Origin of the sequence: Cohnella sp. WQ 127256, from assembly GCF_024519285.1 — a bacterium.
Lineage (GTDB): Bacteria > Bacillota > Bacilli > Paenibacillales > Paenibacillaceae > Cohnella.
Genome location: NZ_JAMZCY010000001.1, coordinates 689,699 through 710,316, shown reverse-complemented (window position 1 = coordinate 710,316; position 20,618 = coordinate 689,699). Strand labels below are relative to the sequence as shown.

The 20,618-nt window shown below is 45.0% G+C and carries 16 protein-coding genes; 9 read left to right on the top strand and 7 right to left on the bottom strand.

All coding sequences use genetic code 11. The annotated features are described in order from the left end of the window. Positions 1–170: 170 nt before the first annotated feature. Both M1K58_RS02780 and M1K58_RS02775 read left to right on the top strand, forming a co-directional pair. Positions 171–554, top strand: a complete 384-nt coding sequence (locus tag M1K58_RS02780) for a spore germination protein GerPE (protein ID WP_256757134.1) — start codon at positions 171–173, stop codon at positions 552–554. A gap of 116 nt (positions 555–670) precedes the next feature. Continuing rightward, positions 671–811: a sporulation protein YjcZ gene (locus tag M1K58_RS02775; RefSeq protein WP_256757133.1), complete on the top strand. Its 141-nt coding sequence runs from the start codon at positions 671–673 to the stop codon at positions 809–811. Between the two features lie 84 nt (positions 812–895). Here M1K58_RS02775 and M1K58_RS02770 read toward each other — a convergent pair whose 3' ends face one another. Beyond that, positions 896–2,578, bottom strand: a complete 1,683-nt coding sequence (locus tag M1K58_RS02770; protein WP_256757132.1) for a PucR family transcriptional regulator — start codon at positions 2,576–2,578, stop codon at positions 896–898. 372 nt (positions 2,579–2,950) lie between these two features. After that, entirely contained in the window at positions 2,951–4,396 is a 1,446-nt protein-coding gene (locus tag M1K58_RS02765) for a DEAD/DEAH box helicase (protein WP_256757131.1), read from the bottom strand. 239 nt (positions 4,397–4,635) lie between these two features. Between M1K58_RS02765 and M1K58_RS02760 the strand changes: the two genes are divergently transcribed. The 5 genes from M1K58_RS02760 (at position 4,636) to M1K58_RS02740 (ending at position 11,314) form a co-directional block, all read left to right on the top strand. Further along, the gene (locus tag M1K58_RS02760) at positions 4,636–6,450 is read left to right on the top strand and encodes a cache domain-containing sensor histidine kinase (RefSeq protein WP_256757130.1); all 1,815 of its coding nucleotides are present in this window, start codon (positions 4,636–4,638) and stop codon (positions 6,448–6,450) included. Then, positions 6,428–8,041 carry a response regulator gene (locus tag M1K58_RS02755; protein ID WP_256757129.1) on the top strand — a complete coding sequence of 538 codons (1,614 nt, stop codon included), beginning with the start codon at positions 6,428–6,430 and terminating at the stop codon, positions 8,039–8,041. Before M1K58_RS02760 ends, M1K58_RS02755 begins: the two co-directional genes overlap by 23 nt. A gap of 128 nt (positions 8,042–8,169) precedes the next feature. Continuing rightward, positions 8,170–9,504 (top strand): ABC transporter substrate-binding protein, encoded by a 1,335-nt coding sequence (locus tag M1K58_RS02750; protein WP_256757128.1) that lies wholly within the window; start codon positions 8,170–8,172, stop codon positions 9,502–9,504. A 98-nt stretch (positions 9,505–9,602) separates the two neighbouring features. Next, the gene (locus M1K58_RS02745; protein WP_256757127.1) at positions 9,603–10,478 is read left to right on the top strand and encodes a carbohydrate ABC transporter permease; all 876 of its coding nucleotides are present in this window, start codon (positions 9,603–9,605) and stop codon (positions 10,476–10,478) included. Between the two features lie 2 nt (positions 10,479–10,480). Further along, positions 10,481–11,314 carry a carbohydrate ABC transporter permease gene (locus tag M1K58_RS02740; RefSeq protein WP_256757126.1) on the top strand — a complete coding sequence of 278 codons (834 nt, stop codon included), beginning with the start codon at positions 10,481–10,483 and terminating at the stop codon, positions 11,312–11,314. 70 nt (positions 11,315–11,384) lie between these two features. Here the strand turns inward: M1K58_RS02740 and M1K58_RS02735 are convergent, their stop codons facing one another. Further along, positions 11,385–11,957, bottom strand: coding sequence for a zinc ribbon domain-containing protein (locus M1K58_RS02735; protein ID WP_256757125.1), 573 nt, complete (start codon positions 11,955–11,957; stop codon positions 11,385–11,387). Positions 11,958–12,113: 156 nt separating this feature from the next. Next, positions 12,114–14,159, bottom strand: a complete 2,046-nt coding sequence (locus M1K58_RS02730) for a beta-galactosidase (protein ID WP_256757124.1) — start codon at positions 14,157–14,159, stop codon at positions 12,114–12,116. A gap of 121 nt (positions 14,160–14,280) precedes the next feature. Here M1K58_RS02730 and M1K58_RS02725 point away from each other — a divergent pair, with 121 nt between their 5' ends. Then, entirely contained in the window at positions 14,281–15,117 is an 837-nt protein-coding gene (locus tag M1K58_RS02725) for a helix-turn-helix transcriptional regulator (RefSeq protein WP_256757123.1), read from the top strand. Here M1K58_RS02725 and M1K58_RS02720 read toward each other — a convergent pair. Continuing rightward, complete coding sequence (locus tag M1K58_RS02720) at positions 15,106–15,843, bottom strand: DUF1361 domain-containing protein (protein ID WP_256757122.1); 738 nt, start codon at positions 15,841–15,843, stop codon at positions 15,106–15,108. The two genes, M1K58_RS02725 and M1K58_RS02720, sit on opposite strands and share 12 nt — an antisense overlap. Before the next feature lie 99 nt (positions 15,844–15,942). Between M1K58_RS02720 and M1K58_RS02715 the strand changes: the two genes are divergently transcribed. Continuing rightward, complete coding sequence (locus M1K58_RS02715) at positions 15,943–17,055, top strand: AI-2E family transporter (protein WP_256757121.1); 1,113 nt, start codon at positions 15,943–15,945, stop codon at positions 17,053–17,055. A 129-nt stretch (positions 17,056–17,184) separates the two neighbouring features. On the opposite strand, the gene M1K58_RS02710 is transcribed toward M1K58_RS02715, so the two are convergent. Together M1K58_RS02710 and glgA are read right to left on the bottom strand one after the other, a co-directional pair. Continuing rightward, complete coding sequence (locus M1K58_RS02710; protein WP_256757120.1) at positions 17,185–19,152, bottom strand: glycoside hydrolase family 15 protein; 1,968 nt, start codon at positions 19,150–19,152, stop codon at positions 17,185–17,187. Positions 19,153–19,173: 21 nt separating this feature from the next. Further along, positions 19,174–20,592: a glycogen synthase GlgA gene (gene glgA, locus M1K58_RS02705; RefSeq protein WP_306220222.1), complete on the bottom strand. Its 1,419-nt coding sequence runs from the start codon at positions 20,590–20,592 to the stop codon at positions 19,174–19,176. Between the last annotated feature and the right edge of the window lie 26 nt (positions 20,593–20,618).

Sequence of the window (20,618 nt, the reverse complement as noted above, 5' to 3'; positions counted from 1 at the left end):
GGTCCAGTATGCGTGGGCAGCATCTGTCTTGTGGGGATATCAAGCTCATCCTCTCTCCTGCTTGGGGACACGGAATCTATAACGCTATACTCTTACTTCGACACCCCTCCAGAATCCGTTATCATAGGGCCATTGGCACCGCTACCTAACCCACCTAACGAGGATATCAAATGAGCATACAATACCGCTGTGTCATGCTGTCTTGTCTATTCGTAAATACAGTTAGTTCATCTGGAGTTGTTCAGCTAGGTGATAGTGATAAAGTGACTCAGTTTTCCAGAGCAATCGCCGTCCAAAGAGCAATACCCAACTACGAGGATGACGAATTCCGATTCGCCTCTTATCCTCTATTTCTACTCCCCAAGCAATCGCTACAGCCTTGTAAAACCGTCCAGTTCCAAAGCCAGTCCCCATTCCCCACCCTCCAAGTAGGGTTTGTCAGAACACTCGGTGTGTCCGCATCTTCCCAATTACGAGTAGGTAATGGTGGACCCCTAGTAGCGGAAACTCGGATCAAGCACATCCGGCAATACAACAATTTGGGTATCCGCTGAAAAGCATCGAATATTCGTCCTCCCGGTACAAACATACAGGATTTCACATGCCCCCGACCATATGCTGACATTGTGATTCGCCATCACAAACACATGAATCCAGGAGGTCTTTAACAATGGGTTATCCAGTAGCAGGTGCAGGTGCAGGTTGTGGTTGTGGTCCAACTCCAGGTCCAGTCGGAGGCGGTATGGGCGCAGCGGCATTCGCATTAGTTCTCTTCATTCTTTTGGTTATCATCCTTCGGGCTGGTCACTAACCTAAAGACCTAAACCTACGATGAGGCTGTCTTAGAAAGTCTGGATTGACTTTCTGAGACAGCCTCACGTTTGCATTCCTCACGTTAACCGGAAATTGACGGTGTAATCTGACCCAGCTTTAATGTTAATTGCAGCTGTAGTCGTTCTTCAGGATCATCTAAGGAGATGCCAAGGATTGATTGAATCTTCTCCAGCCGATAGACGACTGTATTGTAATGAGCGAACAGCTTCTCTGAGGTTAGCTTAATATTGCCGTTGCATTGGAAGAACATATCCAAAGTCTCCAGTAGACGCCCGCCACCTTTGCGATCTGCAAGCTGCAAAGGGACCATGAATCGACTTATAAATTGTTCCCTCTCATCGCCGGAGGGGATCAAATAGAGGAGAGAATAAACACCTAAACGATCATACGTAACGATCTCTCCTGGCAATCTACATACCTCAGCCACTTGCTTCGCACGTTTCGCTTGAGCCCAGCTTGCTTGTAGTCTGTCTTCACGCTCAATTATTTTTCCCACGAATAACTTTAATTCTCGGTCTCCAACAAATGTACGAAGCTCTTGAAGGAGCTTTCCCATTAATTGCGAGATCGCTTCATCCCGGTCTGATGCTCCGTATAGGTTAGGTGGAATCGAAATGACTACTGCCAGTTGATCTCCAATAGCTGTAGCGAGTAACGTATCCACACTATTGAATCTTTCGGAACGAAGTCTTCTAGCGATGTCACGGACATTCTCTGGAGTCACTGAAGCCTGCAACCCTACTAAAAACGCACATTTCGGCATCCCCTCTGGAATCATGCAACCACAAACTTCAGCCCTAAGCTTCCAATCCGCTTCCGAAACAATTTTACCCGACAGCCAATCCTGCATAAACTGTTCGAGATATTTCCCTTCGATCTCTCGCACAGCCTCTAGGTTTGCTAACTCCAATCCAGTAAGCGAGGCCAGTCGATCTAAACTAAGTGCATCAAGCGGCTGAATATCTCGATTCCGCTGAACTAACACCAAGTAAGCTTGTTTCATCTTATGAGTTGATATTTGTTTCACATAGATTTGATACGCTTTCTCCACAAGCATAAACCCTGTACTCGACCCACGCGCAACTTGCCGAAACGCGAGCGATTGCAATAGCGGCCATATTTCCGTTGGTTCTGCACTTCGAAGACCTCGCGACATCCAAGGCTGGTCATTTTCCCGAACGACTACAACGGGGTTTCCTAACGTATCCTCCATGGCATCCAAGTAAGTGTATAGACCGCTTCCTCCCATAAGTAAGCTAGTCATACTCTGTATACGATTTTGCAACTCCGCATATTGAGAAATTTCCTGCGCTAGAACTCGCTCCATAATCAAGTTGGACAGTTCCGAAATAACAATTTCTCCAGGTAACTCGATGAGTGGCAAGCCAAGCAATCTAGCATTCATCATAAAATCCGATGACCATTCATCGTTATACAGATTCGTTTTGAACGCTAGAGCGACAGCCCCATTCAACATAAGCTCCGACACTAATTTATGAAGCCTCTGAGGTTCGTCCTTCAAGGATGAGCCCGTAAGCATTAGGAATTGTCCAGGCCTAATCCAAGAAGAAAGGTTGCCATCAAGGTGCTCCACCACATTAACCTGGGTTATTGCCCGGTGAATGCCTTGATCACCCGTAATCAGACGTGCCTCTTTAAGCAGCGGAATGGCTAGTAAATCCTTAACGGTAAACCCAGCTTCCTCCACTTGGCTCCGTGTGACATTATCATTGCGCATGGCCATGGATTTATCTCCTTCTTGTATGTCCTTATTAGGATAAGAGGAAATACAGCTAAATATAAGAACATTTGTGCATATTCGAAAGTGAACTAACGTGACATATCGGTTGGATCGGTGATTATTTTATTATACATGTAATATAATATAACATAAGATCACGAAAGTCTTTAGAGATTTATACTAGTAATTTAAAGTTTTTTCCTGTAATTTCATTCAATTTATGAAATTGTACGTTTTTATTAGCGTTAACATAAGTTACACTAGCATTTGAATCATGATTTTGTTGAACACAAAAAAAAGGGCCGACAGGTTTCCCTGACGCCCCTTTACCATTCGTTATCAATTCAATTCGTATTGATTAGGTGGATCACAAATTTACTTGTTCGCCTCATAAACCTTCAGCAGCTTGCCTTTAACCGTTGTTGTCTTCATCGCTTTTAGCACAAGCGGACCTTTGCCATTCAGAATATCCACATAAGTAACGAGGTCCTGAATCGTAATGATCCCAATGTCTTCGGCTGTCACACCCTCTAGCTTAGCAATAGTACCGACGAAGTCTACAGCTCTAAGCTTTTTCTTCTTGCCACCATTAAAGTAAAGCTTCAAAATTTCTTTGTTTAATTGCTCGTTCTTATCCTTTTTGATCGTCGGCTGCGTATTCCTTTTCGCTTCGAACGCTTCCATTCTTAGTGCCACTTCTTCCGTAGAAGGTGCTTTCCTACGGCGGATTTCAAACCCGATATAGCCCTCAATTTCAGCTAAAAACTTATCCTCATTTGGTGTGGCAAAAGAGATCGCTTTACCCGTTTTACCCGCGCGGCCCGTTCTGCCTGTCCGATGCACGTAACTTTCCTTCTCCATTGGGAGGTTATAATTAATAACATGTGTGATGTTATCAATATCAATCCCTCTCGCAGCCACGTCTGTCGCAACTAGGAAGCGGAATTCCCCTCTTCTGAACTCATTCATAACCTTAAACCGATCCTCCTGCTCCATGCCTCCATGGATTTTACCGCAGGTGTAGCCCCACTCTTCTAGCTGCTTGTTTATGTTGTCTACATGCTCTTGAGTTCGGCCGAATATGATGCAGCTATCTGGATTTTCTACAATGAGAATGTCCTTAAGCAGCAGAAACTTGTCGTCCTCTCTCACTGTAATGAGGGAATGATCGATTTGCGTCGAAGCTGTTGTCGGCGGTTGAATCTCGATATCGATAGGATTTCTCATGTATTTGTGGCAGAGCTTCTCTACGTCCTTCGGTAAGGTTGCGGAGAAGAGCAGCGTTACTCTGTTCTTGGGAAGCTTCTGAATAATCTTCTCCACCTGCTCGATAAAGCCCATATTCAACATCTCGTCCGCTTCGTCGATGACCAGGTACTTCACTTGATCTAGCTCGATAGTATCTCTACCAATATGATCTAACACGCGCCCTGGTGTACCTACAACGACGTGTGTTTTCTGTTTTAATTCAGCCATTTGCTTCGCAAAGGACTCTCTACCATAGACAGCAGCTGCCTTAATCCGCTTAAATCTGCCGAAGTTAGTGATGTCCTCCTTCACTTGCGCAGCAAGCTCACGAGTAGGCGTTAAGATCAAGGCTTGTGGTTTATTCTCCTCCCACTCCACCATCTCGCAGATGGGAATGCCGAAAGCCGCAGTTTTACCACTTCCCGTACGCGCCTTCACTGCGATATCTTTCTTCGTAAGTGCCACAGGTATCACTTTATTCTGAACATCCGTCGGCTCTGTATAGCCCAAGCTAGCCAAAGCCCGGATGATCTCTTCACTTAATTTATAGTCATTAAAGCTTTTCTCACTCATTAATAAGCTCCTTCTTCTGTGGTGTAGCATCTTTCTATATATAGCCAACAATAACGGAGCTTTACTCAACTGTCCAGTCTGTGCGTTCATCTCCACCTATAGATTATCTAAAATCACCAAGCAAATCCAACGTGATTACCCTAAAATGCACAGTCCTTCGTTACGGTCTTGTCGAAACTTAGAGTAGAGTGCTATTGTATACAATTATTAACGCTTACTTATCGGAATGAGGGAATCCCATGCCACAGCCATTGAAATCTCCCCATCGTAAGAGATGGAAAATCTCAACCATCCTGATCGTCTCTTTCGTAATTATGATATCGCTTCCAATTACGTTGATCTCCGGCTATTTCGTCAAATCGTTCAATACTATCCTCTTAGATAACGCAACCTCCCGTGCTATGCAGACATTAGAGCAAGTCTCCTATACAGTAGATTCGAAGCTCAGATTGATGAAGAATACGATTGCTACGATTGCAAACGACCGTGAGATGATTACTGCCGCATCGTCCGTCCATTTTTCTGAAACCAAGCAGAACCAACTAGAACTAAGTCGAAAGCTAGAATCGAATCTACATAGTTACTTCCACTATACCCCCGACGTCATATCCATCATGTTCACTTTTAACGATCAAGGATTAGACAGCTACAAACAAAACATAACAATCGACGAAAAGCTGATGCGTAACCAGGATTGGTACAAAGAGGTGCTGCAAAACAAAAACAAGGTATTTATTATGGGCGTCGAAACGAACTCAAGCTTGTTCTCCAACGATAATGAATTCATTAGCGTTGCTGTCGCTCCTAACTACAGCACGTCATTCTTCAAAGTCGAAATGATCTATTTCGTGTTTAAAGCACGAGAAATCACGGAGCTGCTCAAGACTAAGGTATCCGATGCGGGGGACAGCTTCGTACTCAATGCTTCGGGCTCCGTCCTAGCTTCTACGAATGAAGCTGCGATGAGGAACGGAATTCGGGATGATCCTCACTTCCAGCAAGCCATCCAGGGGACAAGCGGTCATTACGTGGAAAATATCGATGGGCAGCAGTCTTTCATCGTTTACAGATCCTCCGACCAAGGCTATAAATACATACAAATTTACTCCTACAGCAATATGCTTGAACAAACCAATGCCATGTACAAAAGAATACTCATTCTATCAACAGCAGCATTAATCGTATTCCTACTTGTTTCCTATTTATTCGTTCGAAGTATCGTCAAACCAATTGGCTCGCTAGTCAATCAGATGGCGTCCGTTAAAGCCGGTAATCTAAAAGCAAAAATTAAGGAATCCGGTCCCGTAGAAACCTACATCCTTGGCGTTACATTTAATGAGATGGTGTCCCAATTAAAAGCATCTATCCAAGAGATCGAAGATAAGGAAACCCAGAAGCGACTCGCGGAGATCGCCGCGCTCCAATCGCAGATCAACCCGCATTTTCTGTTAAACACTTTAAACACGATTAAGCTGATGGCCAGCATCTCAAATGCGGGTAACATCCATAAAATGACCGAAGCACTAACAAAGCTACTCTCATCCGCTTTTAATCGAGGGGGCATGTATACAACCGTCGAAGAAGAAATTAAGCTACTCGACTACTATGTACAGATTATGAAAATTCGCTATGGCGACCAATTTGACATTCATTACGATATCGCTCCAGAGGCGAGATCCATTCAGATCTTAAAGCTTCTCCTGCAACCCATCGTTGAAAATGCGATCATTCATGGGCTTCACGAACGAGAATCAAGAGGTTGGATTCAAGTTACTGGAGCTACCTCCAACAACAATTTCCAAATTGTCATTCGCGACAACGGTAGGGGCATGAGCCCAGAAGTGCTTCAACAACTGCTGGAATCGAAGGAATCCAACATTCAAGAAAGCTTTAACGGGATCGGACTAAAAAACGTTCATGACAGACTTAGGTTGAATTATGGATCATCCTATGGCGTTACGATCGAAAGCGAACAATATAAGGGCACAATCGTTACGGTTGTCTTGCCTATACTTCGAGAGGATGGCGGCCATGCTAAAAGTATTAATCGTTGATGATGAACCCATTTATAGATTGGCATTAAGAGAGCTTATTTGTTGGGAGGAGTACAACTGTGAGATCGTAGGCGAAGCTTCCAACGGCCAGGACGCCCTCAGGTTGATCCCCTCCCTTCGCATTGACTTAGTCATTGCGGACATCCAGATGCCTATCCTATCTGGCATTGAGTTTCTGAAGAAGCTCCGGGAATCAGACGAGGGTCAAAAAATCGCCGTAATCGTGCTTAGCGCTTATTCTCAATACGAATACGTTCGTCAAGCTTTCATGTACGGAGTTTACGACTATATCATCAAAGAGGATTTGAATGCAGAGCACGTCGGAGAAGTGATACTAAAGACAGTTACTAGAATCGCTACGGTTAACGATGTCTATGAGCAGAAGCAAAGAGAAAGCCTCGCACTCGCAGAACAAACGAAAGAGGAAACCTTACTTTCCATCCTCTTTTCTGAAGAAATCCCCGCCCAAGATAACCAGGTCGCTTCTGAATGGTTGCTGTCTACCACTGGCTCACAGTACATTCTTTGCAGTCTATTCATCGACCGAGGTCCACCTATTGCGAATCGAGATTTGGAGAAACAGCGGAGCCGCTTGATCTCTCATTCGATCCGCCAGGTAGCGGGTGGATACCGGTTGGATTGTGTCATCACCCGCGTAAGCTTGTGGGAATATGCTATATTGTTACGCATCCCTGGACAAATGGGAGAGTTGCAGACACGGGAAATCATCACTGAGATGGCAAACAAAATCATTAGCCATATTCGGGATTACATGAATCTAGGAGCTACTTTAGGCATTTCGCGTGTTTGTGGTCCTTATTCCTCATGGGGGGAGCATTACAAACAAGCTAAGCACTGGGCAGAGACAAAGTTCTATCTCGGTTCTGGACGAGCCTACTTCGAAGAGGATGTCGCTCTCTATCCGAGTAAGCTCAACCCATTGATTTGGGATGCACCCGGAATTGTTAATCATTTAGAACTCGGCAATCCCGACTGGCAAAGGATGCTAGAGCAAGGCTTAGATACCCTCGCAAATGGTTGTGGAGTACCTGTCGAGAAGACGCTACAAGTGTACCAAGCATTGCTGTGGGATATCAGCTCCCTGCTTTATTCCAAGGGGATGACATGGACAACGATTGGTGAACAGGAGTCCCCCCTTGAGCACTTGGTTCTTTTCGAGCATGTCGCGCAGCTTAACATTTGGTTTCGATCACTCATTCAAACCGTCTTTGACAGCATCGATCCGAGAAAACGCATCATGGAAAATTCACCACCTCTAGTCGAAAAGGTGAAAAAATGGATCGATAGGCATTATCACGAACCGATTTCCTTGTCGAGAGCTAGCGAGGCCGCTGGCATCAGTGAAAGCTATTTAAGCAAAATATTTGCCAAGGAAACCGGAGAAACCTTCATCGAATATATCGCGCGGAAAAGGGTTGAAAAAGCGATTCAATTTATGAGCAGTGGAATGAAGATCTATGAGATTGCGGAGAAGGTTGGTTACCCAAATCAAGGACACTTCAGTAAAATTTTCAAAAAGGTTACCGGTAAGACCCCGTTAGAATATCGGGATGAACAATTGTCCAAATGACGTTATTCTCATCGTCAACAATAAAAAGAGAGAAGAAAAGAACAAGAACGTTCATATGAAAGCGTCTCCATTCCCGATAAAATCAATCTCGAAAGCGATTACACAAATACATTGGGAGGGTTACAAAGATGAAGAAAAATTCACGGATCGCGTTATTGCTCACGACCATTCTGGCTTCATTCACAGTTCTTGCAGCATGCGGTAGTACCAATAACGACCAAGGAACAGTATCGCCGAAGGCTTCAACACCAACAGCTTCGCAATCTGCAACTACGACTGCTAGCAAAGATAAGGTTACATTGAAAATGGCAATCTGGGATGTCAACAATGACTTCCTTACTTATCTCGATGAAAAAGTCAAAGAATATACCACAGTAGCTCCCAATGTCAAAGTCGAGCTCGAAACGTTCAAATCTGATGGGGACTATCTGCAAGCAATGAAGGTTCGCGCGACCGGCAACGAGCTACCAGATATTATGGGATTGAAGCCGAACTGGCTACATGATTTTCAAGAGCAGCTCCTACCGCTTGATGGCGAAGCTTATTTAGCCAAAAACAAATACGCCAGCAAATTCGCCATTGACAACAAAACGTATGCTGTACCGATGATGGCTTTCCCAGAACTCGTTTATTATCACCCAAGCATATTCAAGGAGCTTAATTTACAAGTGCCTACAACTTGGCCGCAATTCCTCGATGTACTGCAGAAGATCAAGGATAACGGTAAATACACTCCATACGCGATGGGTGGAAAAGATGCTTGGCCGGATTATCCGTTCAACGAATTCCTGCCACAGATTGTTTCAGGCTCGGAAAGCTATTTGAGCGATATCGCTCAAGATGATCAGCCTTTCACAGAAGGAAAACCTTTCTTCAAAGCTTACAAGCAAATCGAGCAATTGTATGCCAGCAAAGTAATGGGACGTGATCCGCTTGGCATTAGCTGGGATCAAGCAACTGATCTATTTACTTCCAAGCAAGCTGCAGTTGTCGCTGCCGGTTTATGGTTTGCACCTACTTACGAGTCCAAGGTTGGCAACATCGATGACCTTGCCGCCTTCCCAATGCCTTATCGAGAGACCGATAGTGAGCCACTTAAGATCATGATGTTCACCGATCATTTCTACGGCATTACGAACGGCTCCGATCATCAGGAAGAAGCAAAAGCGTTCTTGACTTGGTTCTTCTCTCCCGATGTTTACCAAACCTATATCGATGCACAGAAGCTGGTTTCCACGTTCGAAGGTGTTGAATCTAATGTTCCGTTTCTTAAAACTTTCTACGCAAGCAACCAAAATGAGATATTCAGCTATATTCCGGGAGATTCGGAATACACACGAATTACGAATGCGATCCAGCTTGATGTTAAAGCTATCGGCCAGGATATGATGACAGGCAAGAAGGTTGAGGATATCCTTGCTGATTTGAACACCAAATGGGCAAAAGCCAAAGCTTCCAAGTAAACCTACTCAGACGATAGCCTAACAAACAAACTAGAATCCATCATAATGGGAGGAAAGCCTCAAGCGGGGCTTTCCCCCTAGTATTAAGGGGATGTGGAATGAGTTATTCCTTGCAAAAGAAGCTCGTAATCGTCTCGTTTCTATTCGTGCCCGTTGCCTTGCTTCTTCTATTTCTGCTCTACCCGTCACTTCGGTTACTCCAATTCAGCTTGACGAATTGGAACGGAATCAGCAAAAGCTTTAATTACGTCGGACTTGACAACTACGTCAGCGCTTTTCAAAATCCGGATATATGGAAGGCATTATCCAACAACTTTCTCTATTTTGGGATTCATGCGTTATTTATTCCCTTGGAAGTGATGGTTGCCGTACTCCTGAACAATAAGCTCCGCACCAGCAACTTTTTTAGATCAATCGTATTCTTGCCCTATATTCTTAATGGTGTAGCCGTCGCATACTTATTCAGTTACATGTACAATCCGATCAACGGTCCCATTAACGCGCTCCTTGAAACGCTTGGGTTAGAAAGCTGGATTCAAAATTGGCTAAGCGATAAAGGCATTGTCAACTACTCACTCATCGTCGTCTCCTTATGGAGGTTCAGCGGTTTGCATGTGATTTTGTTCCTCGCCGGTCTGCAATCCATCCCGAACGACCTATACGAAGCTGCAACAATAGATGGCGCGGGCTCTTGGAAGAAATTCATCCACATTACTATGCCGGGTATTTCCCGCGTGATGGAGATTGTCCTGTTTCTAAACGTCCGCGGAGCGTTGCAAGTGTTCGACATTCCTTTTCTTATGACACAAGGTGGACCTGGGCTTGCGAGTACAACCTTTACGGTATATACCATTCAAACTGCGTTTAAATATAATAATTATGGACTTGCTTCCTCACTCGCCATCATTCTTATGCTCATGATCATTATCTTCAGTTATTTCCAAGGCAAATTGTTTAAAGGGAAAGGGGAATAAACATGAAGCTTAGCTACCAGACCCGCTCCCTACCATTTATGTATCTCTTGTTTGCTATGATTACTATAATTGTGCTCTTTCCAATACTCATTAACGTATTTACGGCATTCAAATCCGCATCTGACTTAATGAGCTCATCACCACTCGCTTTACCTAAGACTTGGACGTTCAGTAACCTACGAACTGCCTTCGAGAAAGGTAATATGCTCATCGGCTTCAAGAACACGGGAATTCTCGTCTTGGTTAGCGTTTTTCTGAACACAATTCTTGGAGCGATGACCGCTTTTGTTCTGAATCGTTTCAACTTCCGCTTCAAAAAAGTCATTATGAGCTTATTTATCGTCGCTATGGTCGTTCCGTTCTACACAACGGAAGTTGCCCGATTTCAGATTATTAAGAGCTTCGGGTTGTATGATTCATTAGGCGCTCCTTTGCTCATTTACGCAGGAACCGACTTGCTCCAAATTTTTATTTTCCTACAGTTCATCGAGAAAATCTCATCACAATTAGATGAGAGTGCGATGATTGACGGCGCAACCTATGTTAATATATTCACTCGCATCATTTTCCCTTTGCTGCTGCCTGCAGCCGCAACACTCGGCATCATTAAGGCAGTAGATATCATGAATGATATGTATATTCCGTATTTATACATGCCTTCCAAAGAGCTGCATACTCTCTCAACGTCGCTCATGACTTTTGTTGGACAGCGTGCTTCCAGCTTTGAGCAATTATCCGCAGCCATTCTTATCGTACTTATTCCAACCTTGCTGCTCTATTTATTCCTACAACGGTATATTTTCTCTGGCATTACTGCCGGCGCAGTCAAGGAGTAGCCGTTAAAACGAACGAAAAAAAAGGACAGTCCCGAGTCATTTGACCGTTGGGACTGTCCTTTTTTTACATTTAGCGCGTTGATTGCCCACAGGCTGGGCAGAAATGACTATCTGCATACAGCGGCGTGCTACAGCTTTTGCAAATCTGACGAGTATCCACATGTGCCTTAACAACGTCCGCCATTTCTGCATCCTCCGAGCTTGCTGTGTCATCCGTTACATACGACTCCACATCTATCGACGATTCATCAGTGCTGACTGGCTCTGGCTCCGGTTCAGGATCTGGGAATCGGTGACCACACGAAGAGCAGAACCGCGTGTCTTCAGGCAGCCTTTTGCCGCAAACACAATCCTTTTCGTTACGGATCGCTTTGATCCGATCATTCAACGCAGCAATTTCATCACGAATGTTCGTAATCTCATTGCATTGCGGGTAAACCTTCGATTCGGCGAGGGACAGATCATGCGCCAAGTAACCTTCGTATACGGACTCGCCAATTGTCGCGAATATTTTATCTATCTCTTTGCGTTTGCTAGATATTTGCGAGTTTAACTTCGTAATTTCCACGGTCTGTTGTGCTTTCTCTGTTGCCGATGTCACACCTTTACTAACGGTATCCGAAATCTTCTTGAAAAAACTCATCTTACCTCACTCCTTTCTCATGCTTATGCTTATTATCTCATACGGAGTACCATTACGCATGGTTCCAGAAGACTTAAAATAAGAAAACTCCTTGCTGCCCATAATAGCGCAAGCAAGGAGTTGTTCCTTATCTAAGTAAGCGTTAAGCAGCAAACATTACGCTTCGAGCTTAATGATCCATAAGTCCCGACCGGCTAATTCAACATTTCCGCTCAATTGTTTATCGGACAATAGATCTACTCCACTTTGTTGACCTAGCGATACAACAGAAGCTCCCGGGTTGTGGTTCAACACGAACAAATAGCTCACTCCGTCTTTCTCGCGCAAGGTCGTTTCCACACCATCAGGAGCGGAAGTAACCAAAGGCTCAATACCTCGGGCAGCACACAATTTCGGTAACCAATCCTGTAAGAAAGTCACATCAGGGCTAGTCGCCACATACCAAGCTTCGCCAGCACCAAACTTATTCACCGTTAGAGCAGGCATCCCTTTGTAGAAGTCTTCACCATACTCCGCAATGACCTCTGCTCCTTCGGAATGAATCAGATCACAGAGCATTCCGCAGTTGTAAGACTGTTCAAGCCCGTCAATAGACGACTTCAACATTATCCGATTACTTTGCGTCGGTAGTAATGCATCAATTTCCTCCGACCAAATACCTAGTAGCTTACGAAGCTCTCCTGGGTATCCTCCTAGTGTAACTCTATCATTCTCGTCCACAATTCCACTGAAATACGTCGTTAGGAATGTACCGCCATTTTCAACATAACGTTCAATCCGCTCTGCGACACCAGGCTTAACCATGTACATAACCGGTGCCAACACGAAGTCATAACCGCTAAGTTCGGCATCCACGCCAACAACATCCACTGCAATGTTAGCTTGATAGAACGCACTGTAATATTTGTGTAGCTCTTCGACGTATTTCAAGGCGATCGTTGGACCACTCGACAGCTCAACCGCCCACCAGTTGTCCCAATCGAACAGAATCGCAACCTTTGCTTTGACTCGAGCATCTAGCAATGAGTCTCCTAGCTTATACAGCTCCGAACCTAAGTCAGCACACTCTTGAAACACCCGAGTATTCTCATGACCCACATGCTCAATGACCGCACCATGATATTTCTCGCAAGCCCCAACCGATCGGCGCAATTGGAAAAACATGACCGTATCTGCACCACGAGCAACAGCTTGGTAGCTCCACAATCGCATAACGCCTGGACGCTTTAAGGAATTATAGGGCTGCCAGTTTTGTTGACTTGGCGTCTGCTCCATCAGCATGAAAGGCTGGCCGCCTTTCAAACCACGCATCAAGTCATGCATCATCGCTGTATAGCTATACGGCGTATCCAAGGATGGATAGTTGTCCCACGATACGACATCCAGATGTTTCGCCCATTTGTGATAATCCAACTCCTTATACGCACCCATTAGGTTGGTCGTTATAGGGATGTCAGGAGTCTGTTTCTTAAGCGCATCGTATTCAAGCTTATAGCAATCTAGTAGACTGTCTGATTGAAAACGGCAATAATCCAACGAAATCCCTTGGAAATTCGTTGCTGTCCTCCCGTTCCATCCCCGCCATTCCTCACTCAGTGAGCTAGGTGGTACGATATCATCCCAATCATAGAACGTGTGTCCCCAGAAGCTCGTGTTCCAAACTTTGTTGACTACATCGATCGAGCCATAGCGTTCTTGCAGCCAAGTCCGGAATGCCGCCGCACAATTATCACAGTAACAATAACCACCATACTCATTGGAGACATGCCAAATCAACAACGCAGGATGATTCTTATATCGCTCAGCTAATTTCTCCGCCATCTTTACAGAATACTCTCTGTAGGTCGGACTATTCGGGCAAGAGTTATGACGCCCCCCGAATTTTCGCTTACGTCCGTCGAAGTCAACACGTAGCACATCTGGATACTTTCTTGCCATCCAAGCGGGATGTGCCGCCGTACTCGTTGCCAAGCATACGCCTACTCCGTCCGCATGAAGCTTGTCCATCATTTCATCAAGCCAGCCAAATTCATAAGTATCCTCATCCGGCTGATTGTTAGCCCACGCAAACACATTTAAGGTAGCTACATCAATACCTGCCAGCTTAAACATTCTTAAATCTTCGTCCCAAATCGGCTTTTCCCATTGATCAGGATTGTAATCTCCGCCATACCATATTTTCGGCTTTTGAGTATTAATCATTTGGACACCTCGTCGTTATAATATCGTAAAATGTCGTTTCTAATCTAATTATATGTTTATTTTTTTCTTTATCCTATATAATAAAAGTGAAATAGCATATAACAATATGGAGGTTTTTGAAATGCTTCGCAGAGCCGTGTTCCCAACGCCGTCTGAACCCCTGCCCTTACAGTTAGAAACGATCGGACTCAACCCTGAACAGGAATATATTCAGCGTTCTGAGGGCTATCCTTTCTTTCATTGGCTGCAGACGATCGAAGGCGAAGGCGAGCTCAATGTGCAAGGTACCATCTTCAAGCTTCCTGAACGTTCCGGAATTCTCCTGCATCCCCATGTCCAGCATTTCTATTACGCCAAAAGCCCGAACTGGAAAACCTACTATGTTACCTTCACAGGTACAATGGCATCACAGCTCACTGTCGAGTTGCTCGGAGCCTTCTCGGACAAAATCCAATGGGACCGAAATGACGACGAAATTACGATTCAATTGGAGCAAATTTTAGCGCTTGCTGAATCAGGCTCGGATGCATCCGGTTGGAAAAGCTCCGCTGATCTGTATCGATTTCTAACTTTGCTCAAAACAAACGGAAGGAAAAACCACCTTCCCTCGTTAACCCGCCGGTTGGAAAGAATTCAACAGCTGCTCGATTGGTTAGAAATAGAATATGCCAACCCCGACTTGGGATTGGCAAAGATGGCTGAACAACTAAACATCGGTCAGCGACAGCTGAATGAACGATTCCGGGAGTTATTTGGTCAAACCGCTTATGCTTATCTTATTCAACTGCGGCTTCGCAAAGCAAAGGAATGGCTGCCTTCCCGTCCGAATTGGACGGTCCGACAGATCGGGGAGGCTGTAGGCTTCCGCGATGCAAGCCACTTCGTCGCTACCTTTCGCCAGAAGGAGGGGATGACCCCCGAAAGCTATCGTAGACTTCACGGTCCGTCACCACTTTAAATCCTCATTCGTCAATCTGGATCGAGAGGATTTGTTACGGCTTCGCCCCAAGATGAACAGTGTGACATATACGATTAGAATTAACGTACCGAACAAAATGGAAAACACAGCCGCATTCGCGTTAATACCTTCAATAATCCCATTGATCAGACGGAAGGGGCTGAACAGAACATCCCAGCTATTCAAGCGAACAACTCGTCCTAAATAAACGCCAAATCCTCCGAGAAACGACACAATAACGACGAACACCCATCCCACCCAGGCCGAAATATAATCGCTCACAATGGAATGGAATTGTCTCATAGACAAATAACACAAAAGTAATCCACACCAAGAAAACAGGAAAAACATCACTAAATCGTACCATAATAATAATCCGTGCTTATCATAACCCTCATAATTAGAGTTAAAAATGAGATGAATCAAATCCGTCGTTAAGTACGGAGCATTCGGAAATAAGAGCAGCCAAGCGACTCCGCAAAAAGCTAGACCGATTAACAGGTTAATCCCATTCGTAATGCGCGTAAGCAGCAACGCCAACATCGAGAATCCCAAAGGCAGCCATGCCAGAAAAAGATTCCATAGAAGAAACCGATACTGGACATATTCAACCTGGAATTCTCTTACGCTAATTAGAAGCGCACATAATATAGAAGTAAAGGTTAGCATGTAAAAAAGGGGATCTATGATTGGTTGGGCGAAGCCCGGAACTTCCCGCTTCCTCATTGGACAACTCCTTTTAGAAATGTTTATATTTCTTTTAGATGAGTTACATTACATAGTAAACTATAATTACCAAATTTAATCAATGAAAGAGGGTTCAATATGCCACAAGGAAAATGGTTTCGCATCGGATATGGGATCATTATCATTTTGTTAATTGCCTATCTAGCCTCGAAAGTCGATTATTTGTTCAGTCCTATTGCCGCGGTGTTACTCGCTATGTTCGTCCCTATTGTCCTATCAGGGATGTTCTATTACATGCTCCGACCACTCGTTCGCCTGATTGCCATAAAGCTTCCACTCTCGATATCTATCATCATCGTATATTTAATTGTATTCGGACTTATTTTTCTATCTGCCAAGCTCGTTTGGCCACCCATTCGTGAGCAAGCCATCCTGCTCGTCAACAATTTTCCGGAAATCATTGAATCCGTCAAGAAATGGTTGGAATCGTTACAGGAGCATCAATGGATTCAAAATATTAGTAAAGACGAATCCTTCTCCACCGAAAATTTATCTACCCAATTAACCTCTACCCTTGGAGATTTGCTCAATTCCATCGTAGGTAGTTTAACAAACATATTCAACATAATCATGAACTTTTTCCTATTACTTAGTCTAGTACCCTTTATTATTTATTACATGCTTAAAGAAGGTCATAAATTTCCCAACCAAGTTACCAAGCTGCTACCCGAACGTATAAAAGCCGAGGTTATTCCCACGTTAAAAGAAATCGACACCTCTATCGGCGCCTTCATCATGAGCAAGGTAATCACTTCCCTTCTCATAGGTGCTCTAACCTTCTGCGGTTATTTGATCATTGATCTGCCCTACCCATTATTACTAGGACTTGTCGCCGCTGTAACGAATGTCATCCCTTACCTAGGACCCTTGTTCGCAGCTATTCCGGCTGTCATTGTTGCACTGACCGTCTCACCGATGGCAGCACTACAGGTGTGCATCATTATCATCATTTCCAACCAAATCGAATCTAACTTGATCGGTCCCAAAATCACAGCTAAACAAATGAAGGTTCATCCGCTCACAGTCATGCTTCTTATTATTGGGGTAGGAGCCATTGTCGGACCACTCGGCATGGTTATCGTCGTCCCAACCTATGCGATCGTGAAAATCATTGTGATACGAATATACAATTTCTATAACCCTATCGAAACGAAGAAGGAACCGAATTTATTACCCCCGCGGTCCAAATAATGAATTGATCTCCCCATTTGGATATGAAAAATGACAAAAGACCAAGCAGATACGCACAATCTGCTTGGTCTTTCTTTCACTTGTCAAAATCCACTTTAACGTTCGTTGTTATAAGTTATTCACCGCAGCTTAATGCGTCGATTTGAGCTGCTCTCGCTTCCGAACATATTTACAAACCGTCGATACATAAGTCGCGTGAGACCAAGTTAACGGAGCAACCGATAATGGCGCTCCCGTCTCCGGATGAACCTGCTCCGGCAGATTGCCTCCAGGGATAGCGAAGGTCGTTACCTTCTCCAGCGTCCGACGAGGCTCATCTAGATCTTCAAGCGTCTTCGCTATTTCAATCTGGAAATTCGCAACCCATAGTGTACAGATGATCCATGGATTTCCGGGTACCTTCTCAATATCGTCGGATTGTCTGAAGTAGTAATCATTCGTATACCTCGCAATACCTCCGACCTCTGTATGAATGCGAAGCTTCTCCGAGATCGCCCTCATGGTGCGGACAACCCGATCATCCTCTGCTGGGAATACGCCGAATTCGAACAACCCAAACATGCTGCTCTCTACCGTCATATCCTTCTCCCAACGCCCCTCATGACTTACGATACCGCGAGCAAAGCGTCCGGCTTCTTCATCCCATAGATGCTCCACAATTCCTCGCTTAATCTTCTCAGCAACTTCCCGATAACGATCGCTTCGGTCGTAATCTCCGAATAGGTCCGCGAAATATGCGGCAGCCATCAGCCCTCCATACACAGACGCCACTGTATACGTCCAAATCCCGTAGCGCTCCTCCCACAAATCATAGCTCGGTTTCGGAAGTCCCAAGTCATGATCCATGTACTCACACAAAAATATCGACGATTTTCGAATGAGCGTACTGTACAAGCTTTGCGGCAGCTCAATTTCTCCATGACGAGCGTAATCCTTCCAAAGGGCGTAGAGAACTAAAGCTGTCTCATCCTCTTGAATGGGTAATCTCGGAACCCCTTGAACCACATAAGGATGCCAGCTAGAGCCTACAGTTCCATCTGGATTGTACTTATGCTGCAAATAACCTTCTGGCGTGAGGTTCCGTCCGCAAAAATGAAAGAATGGTGCAATCGTCCCATGATAGCCAGCAAGCGACATAGCGTCCGCTATAAGCGCCCCGTCCCGCGGCCACATATAGCTGTAATGATCACGATTGTATTGCATAATATCGGTATCGTTCGCAGCGAGAATGGCACCCCGTTCGTCGATCTGCGTTCTAACGATAAGCAAGCTATGCTTGAACTGCTTGCTCACAGAAGCTGGCAAATCTCCGAAGCTATCTCCTACCCGAGCTAGCCAATGATTCCAGTAGATCACTATTCGACTAAGCAGCTTCTCGGGATGACTATCCTGCACATATTGATCTAGCCGCTTCACTTCTTCCATATCTGATCCAACCGACATCCAATAATAGACCGTTCCTTCATTATGCGGAGGGACAATCGTACGCAAGCTTATCGTACTATCCACAGAGCCCTGCGCAATCGAATTGCCCATCAATTCGCCGTCTTCCGCATCTCTCCAAGTACCCTCAGCCGAATGAAATCTCTTAATGCCAGTCGAGAATTGGTATATCCCGCCTTGCTCAGATTTGCCGTTAAACATAAAGTAGGAAGAGCGTTTGTAATGGAATATTGTACGGTTTTCTGGGTAAAAAGCAGCCGTATCCCCGACTTCATTGCCATCGATCATGAGGTCATGGTGGAAAAACACCCGGACATCCTTCTCGGTATCGCTTAAATTCCGCACAACGACACGCTTCAGATAGATGCACTCTCGTTGATGAATGCCGTCATTAAGCTGTAGTTCAACCCCCAGACGATCATGTCGTGCCGTGACGTTCGTAACGAGTGAATCCTCGATATAGCTTAACTCGATTACCCATTCCGGATCGTCTAACCAAGCAAAGGCGCCATTGCACCATACTCCGAAACGGCAAGCATTGCCACCCACATGATTCAACTGTCCTACATACGGAAAATAAACATCGCGAATAAAACAATTATTGTCCAAGTTGACTAGCATTTTTCCATTCCCAATGACCAGATGTCGAGCCATGCCAATCCCTCTCCTTCTTATCTAGCTGACGAGTTCGCGATATAGTTTGTAATATAATCTTGCCGAGGATTCCCATCCGTAATCCTTCTTAGCACCATTTGCAACAACCCGCGTCCAATGCTCCTCCTTCTCGTAGAAGGCCAAAGCACGGCGAACTGTATATAACAAATCGTGAGTCGTTGCCGGACCAAAGGTAAAACCGGTCCCTGTTCCGGTATATTCGTTATACGGCTCTACCGTGTCACGAAGCCCTCCCGTTTCACGAACAATCGGGACGGTTCGATATCTCAGAGCGATAAGCTGACTAAGACCACACGGCTCGAACCTGGATGGCATTAAATACATATCCGAGGCAGCATATACACGGCGCGCCAGACCTTCATTAAAACCGAACCAAAGCGCGATCTTATTCCGGTATTTAAGCAATGCTTCCCGCAGATTAGCTTCAATACCAGGCTCTCCTGAGCCTAGAATGACAAGCTGAATGTTCTCTTTCATCAATTCAGGCATTGCCTCCCCGATGAGATCGAAGCCCTTCTGCCCCGTCAGCCTCGATACAATACCTATCATAGGAATCGTCTCATCTATCGGCAACCCAAGCTCCTGTTGTAAAGCAGTTTTATTCTGGCGCTTCTTAGCCTGGGAATTGCGATAAGGAACAGCAATATGTGGATCATTCATCGGATCATATACCTCTGTATCAATTCCATTCACAATGCCCCATAGATCGTGCGAGCGTTGCCTTATGACACCATCGAGCTTTTCTCCGTATTCAGGCGTCTGAATTTCATGGGCGTAAGTATTACTTACCGTAGACAGCTTGTCCGCAAAACGAAGACCTGCTTTCATACAGCTACCAGCACCATAGAAATCAAGACTATCTTCTGTAAACGAATCATCCCCTGTTGCTAGCAAATCCTGCAGCAGCTCACGAGAATATACGCCTTGATATTGCAGGTTATGGATCGTAAACACTGTCCGAATATGCTGATAACCGGGATGGTAGGCGTACCTCGTACGCAGCAGAAACGGGATTAGTCCCGTTTGCCAATCATGGCAATGGATAATATCAGGAAGCTGCTCGAGCTTACCAAGCATTTCAAGTACGGCGAAGCTGAAGAAAGCAAATCGCTCCGCCTCATCCCCATAGCCATACAAATAACCCCGCTTAAAATAAAATTCATTATCTATGAGTAAATAACGAATGCCTTCAACAGTAACCTCTTGTATGCCACAATACTGCCTTCTCCAGCCTAATTGAACTTCGATTACAGCAATCGTAACGACCGCATCCGTTATCGCTTTTGGGATCTCACCGTATTTAGGCAACACAACAGTCACATCGACGCCTCGATTAGCTAGTGCTTTAGGAAGGGCTCCGATAACATCCGCCAGCCCTCCTGTCTTCACGAGCGGCATTGCTTCAGACGCCGCAAACATTACCCGCACAAGATCAACTCCCGATT